Origin of the sequence: Myxococcus sp. CA039A (assembly GCF_013336645.1) — a bacterium.
Taxonomy (GTDB): Bacteria; Myxococcota; Myxococcia; order Myxococcales; family Myxococcaceae; genus Myxococcus; species Myxococcus llanfairpwllgwyngyllgogerychwyrndrobwllllantysiliogogogochensis.
In genome coordinates, this window is sequence record NZ_JABUMQ010000218.1 from 1 (window position 1) to 19,140 (window position 19,140).

Genomic DNA, 19,140 nt, shown 5'->3' on the forward strand with positions numbered 1-19,140 from the left:
ATGGTGTCGAGCTCGTCCTCGACGAAGGGGCGGAAGCGCTCGCGGATGAGGACCTCCGGCAGGTGGGTGTCGCGGGCCTGCTCCAGGCCCTGGAGGAGCAGGTCCCTCACGAAGGCGCCGTCGAGCACCTTGGAGTCGAAGTAGCTCTTCTCCACCCGGGCCGCGTTGACCAGGACGATGCGGTCCACGCCCAGCGAGGCCACGGCGGGGAGGACCTTCTTGAGCGCCTTGGGCCGGGGGATGGCGAGCAGCAGGTCGATACGGGCGCGCGGCGGAGGCGGCTCGGTGAGGTCCACGCGCAGGTGGAGGACGCCGGGGCTGTTCTCCAGCACTTCGCCGGTGCCGATGAGTCCGCCCAGGCGGCCGACATGCAGGGATTCGCCGGGCTCGGCGCGGAGCACCTCTCGCGCATGCTGGGCGCGGCGGCCGGTGAGGCGCGCGGTGCCGTCCGGAAGGAAGTCCTCGTCGAAGAGCAGCAGCAGGTTCACGGGGAGCTTCTGTACCCCGGCCAGGGGGCGCCGTGGGGCCCTTCTTCCCTCCGGGGTGGCCCTGGAGCGCCCGGCTCCCTGACAGGTGGGGCGCCCTTCCACCAGCAGTGCTTGCCCGGCCCCGGGCCGTGCCGTAAAGCCGGGCTGTGCGTAACCTTTGTCTTCGCTGCCATCGCCCCGAGAGCACCTGCTACTGCTCGCAATTGCCGCCTCGGCTGGACACTCGCACCCGCGTCGTCTTCCTCCAGCACCCGCGTGAGCGCCGCGTGGCCATTGGCACCGCGCGCATGGCGCACCTGGCGCTGGCCAACTCCGAGCTTCACCACGGCGTCGACTTCACCGGCCACACCCGGCTGGAGGAGCTGGCCGCGGACCCCGGGTCCGTCGCGGTCCTCTTCCCTGGTGAGGACGCCATCTCCGTGGAGCAGGCGCGCGCGCATCCGCCGAAGACGCTCATCGTCGTGGATGGCACCTGGCCGCAGGCGAAGAAGGTCGTCGCCCGGAACCCGCTGCTCGCCGGGCTGCCGCGCATCGGCTTCGTGCCTCGCCGCCCGAGCAACTACCGCATCCGCGCGGAGCCCGCGGACCACTGCGTCTCCACCATCGAGGCGGTGGTGGAGATCCTCGGGCTGCTGGAAGGTGAGCCAGAGCGCTTCGACACGATGTTGAAGGCGTTCGAGTACATGGTGGACACGCAGTTGGGGCGACAGTCGACGCGGACGTCGCCGAACCGGCGCCGCATCCACTTTGGTCCGTGGCGTCCGCCGCAGGAACTGCGCTCGCTGGCGGAGGACTTCGAGAACCTCGTCGTCTTCTACGGCGAGGCGAATGCGCACCCGACGGGTGCGGACATCCCGCCGGAGCTGGTGCACGTGGTGGCGTGTCGTCCGGCCACGGGCGAGCGCTTCGAGGCCATCATCGCGCCCGAGCAGCCGCTGGCTCGCAGCACGACGTTGCACGTGGAGCTGTCGGAAGAGGTTCTGCGCGCGGGCGAGCCTCGGGTGCAGGCGCTCGAGCGGTTCGAGCGCTTCCTGCGTCCCGATGACGAGCTGGCGGTGTGGACGACGTTCGCGCTGGACCTGCTGTGGAGCGGCGGTGTGCAGCGCAGGCCCGCGAGGAACGTGCGGCTGGCCACGGCGCGTGCGTTGGAGGGCAAGGCCGGCGGTGTGGAGCACGCGATGGAGCTGCTGGCCGGTCCGGACGTGCCCTCGTGGGCACCCGGGCGCGCGGGCACGCGCATCCGCGCGCTGGAGTCCGTGCTGCGCGTGCTGGTGGAGCGTGGTCTTGCCCAGGAGCCGATGAAGCGGGTGAAGCAGCAGCGCACGGGCACCGAAGGCTGACGCGTCGGACACCGGGGTGCTCGCGGGGTTCAGGGCAGCAGCGCGGTGCCGGCCTCTCGCGCGTACCGGCCGCGCGGGAAGTCGTTCAGGTACTGGCGATACTCCATCTTCGCGTCCTGCCCCTGGAGTCGCTCCTCGAAGCAGCGTGCGCGCAGATAGCGCGCCTGCTCGCGGTGGTCCGTGCGCGGGCTCTTGTCCGCGATTTCCTCCAGGCCCGCGAGGAAGTTCTCACACGTCCGTGGCCCCATCTGGATTCGCGCGTAGCCCAGGAACCGCTCGTCAGCGTCCTTTGACAGCAGGGACATCGGAATGAGTCCCTCCTTCTTCTTGGGCTGAGGACGCTCCGCCACCTGCACCGGCGGCTTCGGCTCGGAAGCCTTGGTTGCCAGTTGGGCAGGAGGCAGCTTCTCCGTCACCGACGGCGCGGGGTAGGGCGCGAACTCCTGCGTGGGGTCCGCGGGATTCCGAGGAGTGGCGGCCGGCGAGGGCGTTGACGAGGCCACCGCGGTCGGCGGCGGTGACGTGGGCTCCACGGGGGACTTCTCCTTGACCTCCGATGCCTCTGGCGGAAGCGGAGCCTTCTCCTGTCGAGACTTCATGGACGCCGCCACCACCTTCGACTTGCGCTCGACCTTGTGGGAGGGCTCCGTCGCGAGGGCCGGCTTCACGGTGCTCGGCGTCTGGGGAGCATGGGCCACCGCCGGCACCACGCTCGGAGCTGCCTCCGGTGTGCTCGCACCTGTCGGCACCGTCGGGCCTGGCTCCTGCGTGGACGACTCGGTGGGAAGGTCCATCGAGTCGAGCGCATCACGGTCCGGTTCGGACAGCGGTTCCTGCTTCAGCGCGCCCCCCTGCTCGGACAACTCCACGCGCTCGCCCGCGCCCACCATCCGCGCGGACTGGCCCTGCAGCTCCACGCGGACTCGCCCTTCGGACACCGCCACTGAAGCCCCAAGGGCCGTGCGCTCCACGGTGAACACCGTGCCCACCACCGACACTCGCAGGCCCGCGACGTCCACGAGGAAGCCGCGGCGCTCCGCATGCGAGGCCTTCACGGACACCCGGCCCTGGCGCACCGTGAGGTGCACGTCGCTCGCCTCCGCGCGGGACAGCTCCACCTCCGAGTCCGACGACAACCTCACCCGGCTCGCGTCCGGCAGGCGCAACATCGCGGAGGCTCGCGCCGGAGTCTTCACCGCCGCCCCCGAGCGCAAACGCATCCCGGCCCGCAGCTCTCGCTCCGCGCCGCCGCGCTCGCGCATCACCGCGCCCGTCGTGCTCTCCGCTCGGGTCGAATCCTGCTCGGCGGGGGACGTGGGCGTGCCCATCGCCACCGTCGCCTCGGGAGGCGGAGCCGCTTGCTCCGCGAGCACCACTTCAGGAGGACGGGGACTCACGGACGGCCCTGTTGGACGGCTCACCCAGAGCGCGAACACCACGGCGCAGGTTCCCGCGAGCGCGAGCGCCCAGGGCCACGTCGGTCGGAATGACTTGTCCGCCCGTCGCGCGCTCACCGTTCTCACGGGCGACAAGGTCGCGGTGGACTTCCCCTCCTGTCGCGCGTGTTCCTCGCTCCCGGAGCGTCGCGCCGTCGCGGTGCTCCACGGCCATCGGGACCGCCAGGACTTCGCCTCCAGTCGCGCGGCGGCCTCGGCGCGCAGCTTCGCGCCCACCGCGTCCCAGTTCACCTGGGGCTCCACGCTCCTGGCTTCGTGCAGCACGGCGCGGCTGGCCCGCACCTGCTCCCACTCGGCGGTGCACGTCGCGCAGCTCGACAGGTGCGTGCGCGTGCTCGCCGTCTCCTCGGCGCTCAGCTCGTTCGCCGCCAGCGCCCATAGCGCCCGTGCCTCAGGGTGCGCCATGAGGGCCTCCAGGGCGGCGGGTGGCGAGCAGTCGCTGCATGGCCTCGTTGAACTCCAATCGCGCGTGGTGCAGGCGGCTGCGGACGGTGTTGGGAGAGCTTCCCACGGTCTCGGCGATTTCGTCCGGGCTCATTCCGCACAGCTCGTAGTACACGAAGACGATTCGCTTCTTCGGCTTGAGCTTCTCCAGCGCCGCCTCCACCAACCGAGCCGCCTGCCGCCGCGACGCGGCACGCTCCGGGTCCTCGTCTGGAGACTCTTGCTCGGGCGGCTCCGCGACCGAATCCTCGGGCCTGCGCCGCTTCCAGCGCAGATGCGACAGCGCCACGTTGGAGCACACCCGGTAGAAGAACGTCCGGAAGCGCGACTCGCCCCTGAAGCCCTTCACCGCCGTCAAGAGCCGCAGGTACACCTCCTGGAGCAGGTCCTCCACGTCCACGCGATTGCCCACCAGGTGCCGCAAGGTGCGCGCGGCGTCCACCCGGGTCAGCTCGTAGAGGTGCTCGAAGGCCGTGGTGTCTCCTTCCTGGAGCCGGCGCACCAGCGACTGGAGCTGGGGCTCATCCGACGTGGGAGGTGAGGAAGGGCCCTGTCCAGGGCGCTCCTCGGGCGAGGCGGCCGGCGCCAATGCCTGGGCTTCGCGGAAGATCACCGGACGCTCTCCCTCCGGGACGCGCCATGAGGTCCCCCCCTGTAGGAGCGCCCCACCGTCCATGTGAAAGGTCCAGGCCAGCACACTACCTCCGTGCCCCTGGGTCGCCGCAGCGACGTGACCCGATCAAAAAAGATTTTTGATCAGCCGTCAGCGCCTTGGAGTCGAACGCGGGTGAAACCGGACAACCCACCCGGTGGCCGGACCGGTTCCCCGAAGCATGGAGTCCCCGCTCATGAGGCACCACCCCGCACGCGGCCTGCTGGCGCCGCTCCTCGTGTTGTTCGCATTCTCTGGCTGCATCATCCACGAGAACGATGACAGTTGGCTGGACGACGAGGAACTCTGCTACTGCGCCACCAACGCCGACTGTGACGCCGACCAGTACTGCCGCGCGGGCTACTGTCGCGACCTGGGGCCCAACGCGGATCGGTGTACCTCCACGCTCGAATGCCCCGGCACGGAGATCTGCATCAACTCCGTCTGCAATCAGCCCTGCACCCGCACCGCCGAGTGCTCCTCCGGTGGCAGGTGCGAGGACGGCTTCTGCACCCCGAGTAGTTCGCGGCCGCCGCGTGACGGCGGCACTCCCGATTCCGGCCCGAAGCCCGACGGTGGCCCTCGCCCGGATGGCGGCGGTCGTCCCGATGCGGGTCCTCCCGACGGTGGGCATCCTCCGATGGATGCGGGTCCGGGGCCCGTGTGCCAGGTGAACGCGGACTGCGGCACGGGGAACTACTGCATCAACAACCAGTGTCACCGTGGCTGCGCGACGGATGGGCAGTGCTCCAGCACCGAGGCGTGTGTCTTCGGCGTGTGCCGCCCGCGTCCGCCGGACCCGAACGCGTGCCGCACGGCGGCGGATTGCTCGGGTGGCAAGGACTGCGTGGACGGCCAGTGCCGTGCGCAGTGCGAGTCCACCACGCAGTGCCCCGCGGACCAGTCCTGCCAGATTGGCTACTGCCTGCCCATTCCCCACGGCGGTGAGTGCCGCGCCAACTGCGAGTGCCCCTCGGGCCAGGTCTGCACGAACGGCCAGTGCCGCTCCACGGAGCCGGAACCGGGTCAGACGTGCATGGCGAACTGTGACTGCCCCTCCGGTCAGGTCTGCACCAGCGGCTACTGCCGTCCTCCCGCGCCGCCGCCTCCTCCTCCCGACGCGGGCCCGGGCAATGCCTGCGCCGCCAACTGCGACTGTCCTTCAGGTCAGGTGTGCACGAACAACTACTGCCGCGCGCCTCCTCCTCCGACGCCGCAGGATGCGGGCACCACCACGGTGTGCCGCGCCAACTGCGAGTGCCCGGCGGGAGAGGCCTGCATGGAGGGCGCGTGCAAGCCCGTCAACCGAGGGAGTGGCAAGGCCTGCGTGGCCAACTGCGAGTGCCCCGCGGGAGAGCGCTGCCAGGAAAACGTCTGTTGGCTGTAGTCCGTCATGACGGGTGGCGCGCTGAGGTCCGTCCTCAGGGCGCCACCATCCGCCAGCAGCGGTGGATGTCCTTGCGCTGGAAGTCCTCGGGGATGGAGGCCGGTGTGAGCTCCTCCACGGACTTCCAGCCGCGCGTCGCCTTGGCGTCGAGCTGAAAGCCGAGGAAGTTGTTGGAGAAGTAGAGGACGCCTCCGGGTGACAACAGTGTCCGGAGTGCGTCCAGCAGGCGCGGGTGGTCTCTCTGCACGTTGAACGAGCCCGTCATCTTCTTCGAGGTGGAGAAGGAGGGCGGGTCGCAGACGATGAGGTCAAAGCGCTCGGGGCCCCGGGCCTGGGCCTCCACCCACGCCTTCGCGTCCGCGCGGATGAGTTCGTGGCGCGAGCTCGCCAGTCCATTCAGGTCCAGGTTGTCCTCGGCCCAGTCCAGGTACGAGTTGGACAGGTCCACCGTCACCGTGCTCGCGGCGCCACCCGCGGCGGCGTACACGGTGAACGCGCCCGTGTACGCGAAGAGGTTGAGGAAGCGCTTGCCCTTGGCCTCCTCGCGCACGCGCTGACGGGTGTCGCGATGGTCCATGAAGAGGCCGGTGTCCAGGTAGTCGCCCAGGTTGACCCAGAACTTCAGGCCCCGCTCCTCCACCACGAGCCGTCCACTGCCCTGGCCCACGCGGCCGTACTGCGCGCGGCCCCAGGGTTGGGGCGTGTGCGTCTTGACGAAGACGCGCTCGGCGGGGACCTCCAGCACCTCCGTCACCGCCGCGAGCACCTCCGTGCGCTGCGTCTCCGCCGTGCCGGACTTGAGCGCGCGTCGGCGCGGGTACTCGGTGACGTGGACGCAGTCGCCGTAGATATCCACCGCGAAGGGGTACTCGGGGATGTCCCTGTCGTAGACGCGGAACGACGTCAGCCCCCGGGCCTGGGCCCACTTGCGAAAGTGCTTCGCGCCCTTGCGCAGCCGGTTGGCGAACATGGCCGCCTCGGTCGTCCCGGGTATCTCGTTGCCGCCGTTGCCGTGAGTATCGTGTGGGTCTGCCATCTCGGCCCCACTCATCCCTGACTCGCGGACGGACGACAAGCTCGGAAGAGGTCGCTTCGGGCGGTCAGGTGACGAAGCGCACGCCCCCCGCGCGGGCATTGCGGCGAGTGCTGGGGGAGGGAAGACTCGGCGCCATGAGTGTGCGCGTCGAGAAGAGCGGCCCCATCACCACCGTCGTCCTCCAGCGGCCCGAGGTGCGCAACGCGGTGGACGGCGCCACCGCCCAGTTCCTGGCTGACGCCTTCCGCGCCTTCGATGCCGATTCCGACGCGCGCGTGGGGGTGCTGTACGGCGACGGCGGCACCTTCTGCGCGGGCGCGGACCTCAAGGCCGTCTCCGAGGGCCGCATGCCGCGCCTTCAAGTCGACGGGGACGGCCCCATGGGCCCGTCGCGCATGGTGCTGGGCAAGCCCGTCATCGCGGCGATTTCAGGCCACGCCGTGGCGGGTGGCCTGGAGCTGGCGCTGTGGTGCGACTTGCGCGTGGCGGAGGAGGACGCGGTGCTGGGCGTCTTCTGCCGGCGCTGGGGCGTACCGCTCATCGACGGCGGAACGGTGCGGCTGCCCCGGCTCATCGGCCTGTCTCGGGCCATGGACCTCATCCTCACCGGACGCCCCGTGTCGGCTCAGGAGGCGCTGGCCATGGGACTGGTCAACCGCGTGGTGCCCCGGGGGCAGGCACGCGAGGCAGCCGAAGCGCTCGCCCGGGAAGTGGCCGCGTTTCCGCAGGCTTGCATGAACGCGGACCGGGCCTCGGCCTACGCCCAGGGGGGCCTGGGCCTGGAAGAAGCGCTGCGTCAGGAGTTCGTGGGGGGCGTGAAGGTGCTGGAATCGGAGTCCATCGCCGGGGCCACCCGCTTCGCGAAGGGGGCGGGGCGGCACGGGACGTTCGAGTAGGGCAGCGGGGCTGATGCACGGCCCAGGGGGCTGTGTTACTCCCCCGCCCATGCGCTTCGACACTCTCGCCATCCATGCCGGTCAGGAGCCGGACCCCACGACGGGCGCCATCATGACCCCCGTCTACCTGACCTCCACCTACGTCCAGGACGGGCCCGGAGAGCACAAGGGCTACGAGTACAGCCGGACGCAGAACCCCACCCGCAAGGCGCTCCAGGACTGTCTGGCCGCGCTCGAGGGCGCGAAGTACGGCGCCGCCTTCGCCTCCGGCCTCGCGGGCACGGACATGCTGATGCACATGTTGGATCACGGTGACCACGTCATCGTCTCCGACGACGTCTACGGAGGCACCTTCCGCCTCTTCGACAAGGTCTACAAGCGCTGCGGCCTGAACTTCTCCTTCGTCGACCTGTCCGACCCGAGAGCCTTCGAGGCGGCGATTACGCCGAAGACGAAGATGGTGTGGGTGGAGACCCCCACCAACCCGATGCTCAAGCTCATCGACCTGGCGCGCATCGCCGAGGTCGCCAAGAAGCACAACATCCTCGCCGTCGCCGACAACACCTTCATGACGCCGTACTTCCAGCGCCCGCTGGACCTCGGCTTCGACGTGGTGGCGCACTCCACCACCAAGTACCTCAACGGACACAGCGACGTGGTGGGCGGCTTCGTCTGCACCAGCCGCGAGGACGTGGCCGAGCGGATGTACTTCCTCCAGAACGCGGTGGGCGGCGTGTCCGGCGCCTTCGACAGCTTCCTCGTGCTGCGCGGCGTGAAGACGCTCCATGTCCGCATGGACCGCCACGCGCACAACGCGATGAAGGTGTCCCAGTTCCTCGCCACGCACCCCAAGGTGAAGAAGGTTACCTACCCGGGCCTGGAGACGCATCCGCAGCACGCGCTCGCGCGCCAGCAGATGACGGGCTTCGGCGGCATGCTGACGTTCGACATCCACGGCGGCCTGGAGGCGGCGCGCCGCTTCCTCAAGACGGTGAAGGTCTTCGCCTGCGCGGAGTCGCTCGGCGGCGTCGAGTCCCTCATCGAGCACCCGGCCATCATGACCCACGCCTCCGTGCCCAAGGAGACGCGCGAGAAGCTCGGCATCGCCGATGGCTTCATCCGCCTGTCCGTCGGCATCGAGGACTCGCGCGACCTCATCGATGACCTGTCCCAGGCGCTCGACGCGGTGAAGTAACCGCGAAAGGCCCCGCGCCTTGCGGGCTTCCAAGGGCCTCCCCGCTCCCTCGCACACGGGACGCGCGGAGGCCCTTCGTCTGTCCACGCCCTGCCAACCGTGGCTCGCGCTCGGCTGCCCTGCCGCCTGGGGGGAAGGGCGAGTGTTCACAAATGGAATGTCGCCAGATGGGTTCCGTTTGGGCTCCCATCATGAGCGACCGACGCAATCTCTCCACATGCTTCCTGGGCGTGCTGCTCGCGGCCGTTGCTGGCTGCGACGAGCTCCCCGCGTCCGCCGACCAGGACGTCGTTCCACCCGAAGTCCCCACGACGGAGTCGCAGGTCTCCGAGGCCGCCTTGACGGCGCCCGACTGCCGCATGCTCGCCACCGCCTCCGTGACGGCGAGCGGTGACGACGGTGATGGCAGCGTCGCGGCCAACTCGCAGGACGACAACCTGGACACGCGCTGGAGTGGTCCGGGCAAGGGCGCGTTCCTCCTCATGGACCTGGGCGCGTCCCAGACGCTGGTGGGGACGACTGTCGCGTGGCACCGGGGCAACGAGCGACAGAACCACTTCGTCCTCTCCACGTCCGAGGACGGCGGCACCTTCACCCATGCATATGCGGCCGACAGCGCGTTGAACAACCAGGCGCAGACGTATGCGTTCAGCGCGCGCAAGGCCCGCTACGTGCGCATCACCGTGAATGGCAACACGGTGAATGACTGGGCCTCCATCGCGGAGACGCGCGCGTGTGGTGAGCAGACCGTGCCGCCCGCGCCCACCGCGGACTCCGGGCCGGTGTTGCCGCGCCTGCCGTACCTCCAGAGCGTGGGGCCCACGAGCGCCATCGTCGTGTTTCGCTCCGGCGTGTCCTGCACGCCCTTCGTCCGCTTCGGCGAGGGCACGTTGCTGGCGCGCACGGCGACGGCCACCGTCGCGGGCTGGCGTCACGCGGTGAAGCTGGAGGGCCTGCAGCCGGGCCTCGCGTATGGCTACAGCGTGGAGGCGTGTGGCTCCGTCACGGGGCTGCGGACGTTCCGCACGGCCTCGGCGCCGGGGACGCGGCGCGTGCGCTTCACCACGATGGGTGACTTCGGCACGGGCGGCTCCGCGCAGTCGAAGGTGATGGCGATGATGAACAAGCCGGAGTGGCGCGGAGAGTTCCTCGTCGCGCTGGGGGACAACGCCTACTCCTCTGGTACCGAGCAGGAGTTCCAGGACCGGATGTTCAAGCCCATGGGGGCCCTGCTGCGCGAGGTGCCGGTGTTCCCCTCACTGGGCAATCACGAGTACGTGACGAACCAGGGGCAGCCCTACCTGGACAACTTCTACCTGCCCACCAACAACCCGGCGAAGAGCGAGCGCTACTACTCGTTCGACTGGGGCAACGTGCACTTCACCGCGCTCGACTCCAACTGCGCCATCGGAATGGCGTCGTCGGACCGGTGCTCGGCGGCGGCGCAGAAGACGTGGGCCGAGCAGGACCTGGCGGCCAGCGCGCTGCCGTGGAAGGTCGTCTTCTTCCACCACCCGCCCTGGTCCAGCGGAGAGCACGGCTCGCAGCTCACCATGCGCCGCACGTACGGCCCGCTCTTCGAGAAGTATGGCGTGGACCTGGTGCTCACCGGGCATGACCACAACTACGAGCGCAGCAAGCCGATGAAGGGAGACGCCGTGGCTCCGTCGGGCACGCGTGGCATTCCCTATGTCGTGGTGGGCAGCGGCGGCGCGACACTGCGCCCCTTCGCGGGCAGCCAGCCCTCGTGGACGGCCCTGCGCGACAACCAGGTGTATGGCTTCATGGATGTGGTGGTGGACGGCGGCACGCTGATGGCGCGGCTCATCACCTCCACGGGGACTGTGCGCGACACCCTCACGGTGACGAAGTCGCTGCCGGCGGTGCGCACGTCGTCCCAGGCCCAGAAGCTGGAGCCGATGGAGACGGTGCCTGGACCCGTGGATGACCCGGCCCACATGCCGGAGAGCCTGAGGGTTCGGCCTCCGCTGCCTCCAGCGGACCGGCTGGAGGACGTGGCCGACGCGCCCGAGCCTCCCGCGCGGACCGAAGCCCCCGAGTCCGAGTAGGCCCGGCATCGCGACACCGGGGTTGAACAGGGCCTCCCGTGCTCCCTCCATGGAGTCGGGAGGCCCTTCGTCGCTCCCGAGGTGGTGGAGCGTGGGTGCCACGGCGCGGACGGCTCCAGGGCCGCGTGCCGTGGCGCAAGTCCGGATGGCTACGGGCGCGCGGCCTGTGCGTGGACGGCGGCTTCCAGGCGCGACAGACCGCGCTTCAGCTCGGCCAGCTCGGCCTTGAGGGTGTCGACCTCGGCGGTCTTCTCGCGCAGCTCCCGCGTGCGGACCTCCAGCGCCTTGATGGCGGCCAGATTCACGCCGCCAATATCGAGCATGCCGATGCTCGTGTCGTCCGCGCCCAGGCCGAAGGCCGCCCGGAAGTCCTGTGCCATGGGGCCCAGGTGCCGCACATCGGACTGCTCCTGCTTGTAGCGCCAGGTCGAGATGGGCAGCTCGGAGACCTTCGCCAGCAGCAGCTCGCCGTCGACGTTCCGGAAGCCCTCCTTCTGGTTCCGGTCCGACGTGCAGGTGAAATTGCCGCCGCCCCCCGCCAGGTCGCAGCCCACGCTGGCGTCCGCGGCGACGCGCAGGCGGATGCCACCCGCGGCGCGCACCATGAACTGGTTGTTGCCGGTGTTGTTGATGACGGCGACCGTCGACTGGTCTCCCCAGATGAACGAGCCGGTGTGGCCGTTCGTCGACGCCGCTTGACCGAGCGCGATGCTGTAGTCGGCGTTCGCCGTGACGCCCGAGCCCAGGGCCACGGCGCCCTGGCCGGAGGCGACGTTCAAGAGTCCCCCAGAGAAGGCCCCAAGGCCGCTTGAGCTGTTCGAAAGGCCCAGGGCCACGCTGCTGGCCCCATTGGCACTGCTGGACTTGCCCAGGCACGTCGAGGTCTCGCCGCTCGCGATGCAGCTCTCACCCATGGCGAATGATGCTCTGCCGCTGGCGGTCGAGAGGGTTCCGCCCGCCCAGGAGAACAATCCGACGCTGCTCTCATCCCACTGGGTGTCGGCGTTGCCCGCGCGGAAGGCCCCCTTGTGGGGCGCCCACATGAGGCGGGCTCCCTTGCCCGTCATGGGGAGCTTGCCCTGGCCCTGCTCGCCTCGCACCAGCAGCCCACCGGCGGAGTCCACGGTGAAGAGGGGGAACGCGGTCCAGTTCACGCCGTCCGACGTCGTGTTCTGGAGCTTCAGGAGGGACGTGGGCGTGGCGATGGCCGTCGCCGCATCGACGAGCAGGTCGGAGCGTGTCGTCATCCGCCCGCGCGTGGTGCCCGTGCCCGACAGCGAGAAGGATGCGTCCTGGGCGAGGACGCCATTCTGGATGTAGTTGGTGCTGCCCGGCAGGGGCTGGCGCGCATCGGTGAGGCGCGGGTCGCTGCTCGGCACGGGGGCGGTGGCTTCGTCTCCGTACCGGAGGCTCAGGACATCGTCCTTCAGCTCCAACCCTGTCCCCACCTGCCAGGATGGGCCCACGGGGCCAATGGGACCTTGAGGCCCCGCGACGCCCTGGGGTCCCGCGACGCCTTGAGGCCCTGCGGCGCCTTGCGGCCCCTGGAGTCCCTGGCCGCCCTGCGCGCCGTTCACACCATCGGACCCACCACAGCCCAGGCCGGCGAAGACGACTCCCAGCGCGGCCAGCCACGTCCCGACCTTCATTCGATGCCTCCAGGCAGATAGGGCGGGGAGCTTACCGCCCTACGCGCCAGGTCATCTCGGGAGATGGACTGCCTTCAGTGTCGTACCCCCGGGGCTGTCTGCCCGGCGATGACCGCCCAGGTGGCGAGCGCGCTGTTGACGCTGGTCCAGTATCCGTAGGCCTCGTAGTACCAGACGGCCCAGTGCGCCTGCATGTCGAGCCGGCTGGGCGCATCCGGCAGGTCTCCGTTGATTTGAGGGTCGGAGGCGTTGCGGATGACGAGCCACAGGGGTGCGGTGTTACCCATCTCCTCTGCCACCATGCCGAGCACCGCGTCCCCCATCTCCACACCCGCGCCAACGGCTTCCAGGCCGTTTCGCGAGGTGCCGAACTCGAAGAAGTCCGTGGTGAGGATGGGGTGGAAGGCGGGCAGGTCCCTGCCATCGAGCTTGATGTCGGGGGTGTTGCGGGGGCCCTGGAGCAAGGGTCCGTCGAAGGCGTAGCGCTTGGTGGGCGGCCCGAAGTCCGGCTCGCCGAGCTGTGGCGCGTGCTGGGCCATCAGCCGCTCCGCGTCGTCGAAGAAGCGGGTGGGGACGTCCATCTCGCAGCGGTATGTCTTGTCGTTGAAGGGTTCGTTGCGGAACTCCTGGGAGAGGCGGAAGCGGGCGGCGCGGGTGACGATGACGTCGCCCAGTTCGTGGTCCGCGAACGTCGCTCCGGCGGTTCCCACGGTGATGGCCATGCGAGGCTTCACCTCTCGCAGCAGTTGGTGGAACAGGTCCTTCACCGGCAGCGTCGCGGTGCCGACGCCGGTGCGCACGCCGTCCTGGTTGAGGTGCAGCTCCGACTTGAAGCACAGCACGCTCCGGCCACCGATGTCGGTGAGGAACCAGCTTCCCAGGCGCTGCACGCGCTGGGCGGGCGCCGACTTGCGGATGAGCGGCTGGTAGTGGCTCTGGAAGTTCCTGTCGTATGGGTACCAGGCGGTGCGCCGCACGCCCGGAGTGAGGGTGTCCGCCAGGGCCTCCACTTCGGCGACCGTCCACGTGACGACCAGGTAGTCGGCCTGTGGAAGCGCGGCGCCGGGTTCGGGTGTGGTCGGCAGTCGTCGGGGACGCGGCTCCAGGCCCGTGGGCCAGGTCAGCCCCAGGGCCACCTCGGCGGGCAGGGGGCCTCTGGGAAGGGCCGTCGCCTCCAGTGGCTGCTCGTCCACCGTGGCGCCGTATTCGATGATGTGCCGGGCAATCAGCTCCGGGCTGCTCAACAGGGTGTGGGGATTGGGCATGACGCACCTCCAGCGTCTCTTCTTGAAGCTAGGAGCGACGGAGGGGCGAGGCCCGGTGCCCCGCCTGCTCGTGGAGGACGCGGAGGGACAGCTTCAGTGCTCGATGACCGCGTCCGTGAGCGCCCTGCGCCAGCGCGGCTCCAGCCGTGCGTCCGCGCTGCGATGGCCCAGGGCGATGACAATCGGAATCACCGTGCCGCGCGGCAGCCCCAGCGCCTTGGCGACCTTGGGGGCGTCGAAGCCTTCCATGGGGCACGAGTCCAGTCCTCGCGCGGACGCGGCCAGCATGAGCGTCTGGGCCGCGTAGATGCCGCTGCGCGCCGCCCAGTTGCGCATGCCCGACGTGCCGATGGGCAGGAGCGAGTGCACGGGATTCAGCAGCGACAGCAGGGCGCGCATCGGCGTCCAGAGCAGCAGCGGGGCCAGCTTCAGGAAGCGCGTGAACTTGCGGACCTGTCCCAGGTGATAGGTCCTGGACCGGGCATCCAGGTCCGTGGCGTGCTCGACGTGCTCGAGCTGCCGCGCCGCTGTCCTGAGGCCGATGCTCCTGCTGGCGGCGACGACGACCAGCGTCGACGCGGACCGGGCCGCGCGTTGGGCGTGGCAGGCCTCCGCCACGCGCTGCTTCAGGTCCGTGTCCCGCAGCCAGTGCAGCTCATAGGGCTGGAGGTTGCCGCTCGACGGCGCCAGCAGCGCGGCCTGCAACACCGCGCGCACGTCTTCGTCCGGGAGGGGGGCTCCATCGAAATCGCGGATGGCGCGGCGGTGCTCGTTGACCTCGCAGAAGTGGCTCCAGCGAGGCTCGGTATGGGTCTGGTCTGTCATGTGTCAAGAATGTAAGTTGGAGCTTGGATTCACAACTTGCATTCAGGACCCAGCGATGGCCGCGCGAAAGCCCAGGACCTCTCCCCGCAAAAAGCCGAGGCAGGACCGCTCCGTCGCGACGGTCGACGCGATTTTGCAAGCGGCGACTTACATTCTGGTCCGCGAGGGCTGGGAGGGCTTCACCACCAACCGCGTGGCGGAGCGGGCCGGGGTGAACATCGCCTCGCTCTACCAGTACTTCCCCAACAAGGAAGCCATCGTGGTGGAGCTCCAGCGGCGACATGTCGCGAAGTCACGGGAGGGGATGCAGGGGGCCATCTCCGCGCTGCGGGCGCAGAAGACGCTTCCGCGCGTGCTCGAACTCGTGGTGGAGGGGGCCATCGCCGAGCATCGTGTTGCGCCGGAGTTGCACCGAATCTTCTCCGAGGAGCTGCCGCGCTCGGCCCGGGCTCCCTCGGAGGTGCCGGATGCGCAGGTGGACCGGTTCTGGAGGGAGGTGCTGGCCCCATTCGTGCGCAACGTGACGGACCTGCCGCTCGCGGCCTTCTTCGTCCGGGTGACGCTGCACGCGGTGATTCACGAGGCGGCCACTTCGAGGCCGGAGCTGCTGGACCGACCTGACTTCGCCAGTGAGGTGGTGTGCCTGCTCGACCGTTACCTTCGCCGAGCGGCCCCGGCGCGCTCACGCACGCGCGCGCGGGGAGCCTGACGGGCCCGCCTCAGCGAGGTGTCTCTCTCCAGGTGTGGGGGCACACGCGGCACTGGCGGGCCTTGGCCGTCCGCGCGAGGGCACCACACTTCGAACAGCGGTTGATGACGACCTTGTCCGGATGGTCCGCGAGGAGTCTGCGCTCCAGGGCACGGCCCAGCCCCGCCTTCCCCTCGGCGAGCAGCGCGAGAATCTCCGGCTGGTCCGTGGCCCAGCGTGGCCCCTCTTCGGTGTTGAAGGTCTCCATCCGCGCGGCCTTCTCCTCCGTGTCCGTCAAGAGTCGGCGGTAGTTGTCGACCAGATATTGGAGGAGCGGGTCATCGGCGGGCCGGCGCTCCAGGGGGAGGGGAAGCCCCAGTCCTTCGTCGACGGTGTGCCGGCCCGTGTCGCCCCGTGCGATGGCGGCGCTCTCGAAGGCCAGCAGTTGCTTCATGAGCGAGGATGCTCCCACCCGGCGGACGCGGTCCACCTCACGCAGCGCTTCTTCGCCACGGCCCGCGCGGCGCAACACATCCACCAACCGGACGCCACGCCAGCCTCGCCAATCAGGGTCCTCGCGGTCTTCCCAATGTTTGAGCGGGGGCGCATTCAGGAGGAGGTCGGCCGCTTCGGAGCGACAGCGTCGGGCGAGTGCTTCCAGGCCCGCGTCATCCGCTACCCATGCGGCATGCGTTCGGACCGCGGCGGAGTCTCGCGCGAGCCTCGCCGCGTCATGGAGGAGCGCCAGGCACAGGAACTGGTTGAGCAGAACCGGCGCCTCCGGATGGCGAAGTCGCGCGCGGTAGGCCTCCGACGGGACCACCTCCCGGGCACTGGCGTGTGCCTTCGCGAGGCTCGCCGCGCAGTAGCCACAGGAGGGACACCTCTCGAGCCAGGTGTCCATGGTCGACCGTGCCATCTCGGAGGGGCGACCATCGAGGTCGGGGCGTTCGAAGCTCGTGACACACTGGAGGGTGCGCTGCTCGCTCACGCTGGCGCAGACGGCGCACATCACCTGCGTATTTGCATACCGGGTCATGGAGGATTCCGCCGAGGGTGGCCGGTGAGGCCCGCCCGCCTGGAACGAGCCGTCTTCTTCCCGTCAAGCCGAGAAGAATGGGCTCGAGAAATGTCCCACGGAATGAGGGTCATGCGTCTCGCTTCGTGGGTCGAGCCTCCCCCCGACGCCCGCGCCGGGCGAGACTGACGGTGGGGGCAGGTGTCGGCCCAGGGTGAGGTCCTTGCGTGCGCGAGCCAGTGAACGAGGTCGAGCAGACCGAGGGCTACTACCGTCGCTACGGTGAGGCCGTGCACCGGCGGTGCCTGCGCTTGCTCGGCGACGACGCGCTGGCCTGGGACTCGACGCAGGAGGTGTTCCTCCGCGCCCACGCGCACCTGACGCAGCTTCGCGCCGCCGGCTCTGCCTTGTCGTGGTTGCTCACCGTGGCGGACCGACAGTGCTTCTCGGTGCTGCGTCGCCGCCGCACGGAGGCCACCAGCGCGCTGACGCGACTGGCTCCGCTTCCGGACGCCCACGCTTCACCGGAGGCCACGCTGGAGCGGCTCCTGGTGGATGCGGACCTGGTGAGACGTGTCCTCGCCCACTGTCCGGAGGACGTCCAGCGCATCGTGGCCCACCGCTTCATCGACGAGATGGAGCAGGAGCAGATCGCCACGCTGCTCGACGTCTCGCGCAAAACGGTGCAGCGCAAGCTCCAGGCCTTCTTCGACACCGCACGGCGGCTGCTGGAAGTCGCCCCCCGTCCTGAGCCGCGAAAGGGAGCGGTCTCCGCATGAGCACCTCATCCATTCCTCACTTCCCGGGCGTGCCGGACCTCCTGGTGGAGCGCTACCTGTGTGACGAACTCTCTTCGGAAGAGGCTCGTCACGTGGAGGAGGCGGCCAGGGCCTCGCCCGCGCTGGCCGCGCACCTGCGCGAGCGACGGGCGGAGAAGGCGGCCTTCTCCCTCGTGCGTCCCTTCGGGCCGGTGCGCGCGCGTCTGGAGGTCCCTCGTCCGAGCCGCTGGCGGATGCTCTGGCGCTGGAGCCAGCCCGTGCTGGTGCTCGGCGTGGTGCTGGCGGCGGTGCTGCCCCGGCTTCATTCGCTCCAGGAGGTGGAGCGGGTGCGCGTGCGCGGTGGCCTCACTGCGCGGGTGCTCGTCAAGCGAGGCGACGTCGTCTTCGAGCAGGGGCCCGGCGCGGTGCTGCGTTCCGGCGACAGGGTGCGCGTGGAGGTGGAGGACGTGGAGGGGGGAGCGCTCTATGTGCTGGCGCTGAGTGAGCGTGGCCGCGTCACACCGCTCCAGGGTTTTCCGGCCACGGGGGGCGCGTTGTCCATGCAGCCGGGGCGGTGGGTGTTGCCCGGGAGCCTGGAGCTGGATGACGCCCCCGAGCAGGAGGCGCTGGTGGTGGTGCTCGCGGCCGACGCCCGTGATGCACCGTCGCCAGAGGCCATCCATCGCTGGCTGGAGCAGGCGGCGCGAGAGACGGTCTTCCCACCGTCACTCACGCCGCTGCCCGGCACCCGCCACGCCGTGCGCGCGCTGCCCAAGGAGCTGCCTTGAGCGCCGGGGCGGCGCGCGTGCTCGGAGGCCTGCTCGTCCTCCTCGCCGCCTCTGTCGCGAGCGCGGAGAACCGGTTCTCCATCAGCGTGGGACACAACCTGGGCCGGGACACGGATGAGCCCCTGCGCTGGGCCCAGCAGGACGCCGAACGCATGGACGCGGTCTTCGGCCAGCTTGGCGGCGTGCCCGAGGATCGCCGCATCCTCCTGCGCGGTGAGTCGGTCTCGAATCTCCGGCTGGGACTGGCGCGGATGCGAGGCCGCATCGAGGAGGCTCGCCGCGCCGGGGAGCGCACGCTGCTGTTCTTCTTCTACTCAGGCCACGGAGACGAGGCCGCGCTGCGCATGGGTGGGGAGGCGCTCCCGCTCGTGGAGCTGCAACGGCTGCTCGCCGAAGTCCCTGCCACCGTCACCATCGCCATGATGGATGCCTGTCACAGTGGCGCGCTCGTGCGCGGCCGGTCCAAGGGCCTCAAGTCCGCGCCCGCCTTCGATGTCTCCTTCCTCCGACAGGTGGGGCCGGAGGGCCGCGTGTTCATCGCCTCCGCCGGCGCACACGAGGTCGCGCAGGAGTCGGACAGCCTCCGGGGCTCGTTCTTCACGCACCACCTGATTTCGGGCCTGCGGGGCGCGGCGGATGTGGACGCCGACGGCCGCGTCACCCTCACGGAAGCCTATGGCCACGTCTACCACCGCACGCTCGCGGGCTCCCATGGCTCCACGGCGGCGGTGCAGCACCCGGAGCTGTCCAGCCAGCTCGCGGGAGAAGGGGACCTGTTCCTCACCACGCTCTCGCGAGCCCACGCGCACCTCGAACTTCCTCCCTTGGTGGGGGACAGCGTCGTGCTCGTGGACGAGCGCACGCTGCAGGTGATGGCGGAGGTGGAGCCGCGGGCGGAGGACCCGGTGAGCATCGCCCTGCCTTCGGGGCGCTACCGCGTGCAGGTGCGGCGTGGCTCGCAGGTGCTCTACGGCAAGGTGTACCTGCCCTGGGGCGAGAGGCAGCGCTTGAATCCCGAGTCCCTGGAGGTGCGCACCCTGGCCCTGCACCAGCGCAAGGGCGAACTCCTGGATGCCAGCTCCTGGCGACTTCAAGCGGCGCTGGGCGCGGGCCGCTCCTCGACGCAGTTGGGCGGATGGGGGCCGCAGGTGGGCGTGCTGCTCGCGCGCGAGGGCACGGGAGGGC

Annotated in this window: 17 protein-coding genes; 9 read left to right on the forward strand and 8 right to left on the reverse strand. The window is 69.9% G+C overall.

Annotated features, from left to right (window positions below; genetic code table 11):
* Positions 1-488: 16S rRNA (uracil(1498)-N(3))-methyltransferase (locus HR086_RS30630; protein WP_174467404.1), on the reverse strand; the 488-nt coding region annotated here is incomplete at its 3' end.
* Positions 489-634: 146 nt separating this feature from the next.
* Between HR086_RS30630 and HR086_RS30635 the strand changes: the two genes are divergently transcribed.
* Entirely contained in the window at positions 635-1,828 is a 1,194-nt protein-coding gene (locus HR086_RS30635; protein WP_141642419.1) for a DTW domain-containing protein, read from the forward strand.
* Positions 1,829-1,857: 29 nt separating this feature from the next.
* Here HR086_RS30635 and HR086_RS30640 read toward each other — a convergent pair whose 3' ends face one another.
* Positions 1,858-3,690, reverse strand: coding sequence for a FecR domain-containing protein (locus HR086_RS30640; RefSeq protein ID WP_174467405.1), 1,833 nt, complete (start codon positions 3,688-3,690; stop codon positions 1,858-1,860).
* Positions 3,677-4,342, reverse strand: coding sequence for an RNA polymerase sigma factor (locus HR086_RS30645; protein WP_174467406.1), 666 nt, complete (start codon positions 4,340-4,342; stop codon positions 3,677-3,679). Before HR086_RS30645 ends, HR086_RS30640 begins: the two co-directional genes overlap by 14 nt.
* A 235-nt stretch (positions 4,343-4,577) precedes the next feature.
* Here HR086_RS30645 and HR086_RS30650 point away from each other — a divergent pair, with 235 nt between their 5' ends.
* Positions 4,578-5,768, forward strand: coding sequence for a hypothetical protein (locus HR086_RS30650; RefSeq protein ID WP_174467407.1), 1,191 nt, complete (start codon positions 4,578-4,580; stop codon positions 5,766-5,768).
* 34 nt (positions 5,769-5,802) lie between these two features.
* Here the strand turns inward: HR086_RS30650 and HR086_RS30655 are convergent, their stop codons facing one another.
* Positions 5,803-6,804: a class I SAM-dependent methyltransferase gene (locus HR086_RS30655; protein WP_373564377.1), complete on the reverse strand. Its 1,002-nt coding sequence runs from the start codon at positions 6,802-6,804 to the stop codon at positions 5,803-5,805.
* A gap of 134 nt (positions 6,805-6,938) precedes the next feature.
* Here HR086_RS30655 and HR086_RS30660 point away from each other — a divergent pair, with 134 nt between their 5' ends.
* From HR086_RS30660 to HR086_RS30670, 3 genes are all read left to right on the forward strand, one after another.
* Positions 6,939-7,700: a crotonase/enoyl-CoA hydratase family protein gene (locus tag HR086_RS30660; protein WP_174467408.1), complete on the forward strand. Its 762-nt coding sequence runs from the start codon at positions 6,939-6,941 to the stop codon at positions 7,698-7,700.
* Between the two features lie 49 nt (positions 7,701-7,749).
* Positions 7,750-8,895 (forward strand): cystathionine gamma-synthase, encoded by a 1,146-nt coding sequence (locus HR086_RS30665; protein ID WP_141642414.1) that lies wholly within the window; start codon positions 7,750-7,752, stop codon positions 8,893-8,895.
* A gap of 191 nt (positions 8,896-9,086) precedes the next feature.
* A complete protein-coding gene (locus HR086_RS30670) occupies positions 9,087-10,964 on the forward strand; it encodes a metallophosphoesterase (RefSeq protein WP_174467409.1) in 1,878 nt (625 codons plus the stop codon).
* A 149-nt stretch (positions 10,965-11,113) separates the two neighbouring features.
* Here the strand turns inward: HR086_RS30670 and HR086_RS49455 are convergent, their stop codons facing one another.
* The 3 genes from HR086_RS49455 to HR086_RS30685 form a co-directional block, all read right to left on the reverse strand.
* Positions 11,114-12,613, reverse strand: a complete 1,500-nt coding sequence (locus HR086_RS49455; RefSeq protein WP_174467410.1) for a tail fiber domain-containing protein — start codon at positions 12,611-12,613, stop codon at positions 11,114-11,116.
* A gap of 74 nt (positions 12,614-12,687) precedes the next feature.
* Positions 12,688-13,878 (reverse strand): hypothetical protein, encoded by a 1,191-nt coding sequence (locus HR086_RS30680; RefSeq protein WP_174467411.1) that lies wholly within the window; start codon positions 13,876-13,878, stop codon positions 12,688-12,690.
* Positions 13,879-13,971: 93 nt separating this feature from the next.
* Positions 13,972-14,703, reverse strand: coding sequence for a nitroreductase family protein (locus HR086_RS30685; RefSeq protein WP_174467412.1), 732 nt, complete (start codon positions 14,701-14,703; stop codon positions 13,972-13,974).
* A gap of 133 nt (positions 14,704-14,836) precedes the next feature.
* Between HR086_RS30685 and HR086_RS30690 the strand changes: the two genes are divergently transcribed.
* Positions 14,837-15,412, forward strand: a complete 576-nt coding sequence (locus HR086_RS30690) for a TetR/AcrR family transcriptional regulator (protein ID WP_254626533.1) — start codon at positions 14,837-14,839, stop codon at positions 15,410-15,412.
* A 10-nt stretch (positions 15,413-15,422) separates the two neighbouring features.
* Here HR086_RS30690 and HR086_RS30695 read toward each other — a convergent pair whose 3' ends face one another.
* On the reverse strand, positions 15,423-16,430 hold the full coding sequence (locus tag HR086_RS30695; RefSeq protein ID WP_174458578.1) for a hypothetical protein: 1,008 nt from the start codon (positions 16,428-16,430) through the stop codon (positions 15,423-15,425).
* A gap of 206 nt (positions 16,431-16,636) precedes the next feature.
* On the opposite strand from HR086_RS30695, the gene HR086_RS30700 reads away from it, so the two are divergent.
* The 3 genes from HR086_RS30700 to HR086_RS30710 all read left to right on the forward strand — a co-directional run.
* Positions 16,637-17,188 (forward strand): sigma-70 family RNA polymerase sigma factor, encoded by a 552-nt coding sequence (locus HR086_RS30700; protein ID WP_174467414.1) that lies wholly within the window; start codon positions 16,637-16,639, stop codon positions 17,186-17,188.
* The gene (locus HR086_RS30705; protein WP_174467415.1) at positions 17,185-17,955 is read left to right on the forward strand and encodes a hypothetical protein; all 771 of its coding nucleotides are present in this window, start codon (positions 17,185-17,187) and stop codon (positions 17,953-17,955) included. Before HR086_RS30700 ends, HR086_RS30705 begins: the two co-directional genes overlap by 4 nt.
* Positions 17,952-19,140: caspase family protein (locus tag HR086_RS30710; protein WP_174467416.1), on the forward strand; the 1,189-nt coding region annotated here is incomplete at its 3' end. The genes HR086_RS30705 and HR086_RS30710, both read left to right, overlap by 4 nt.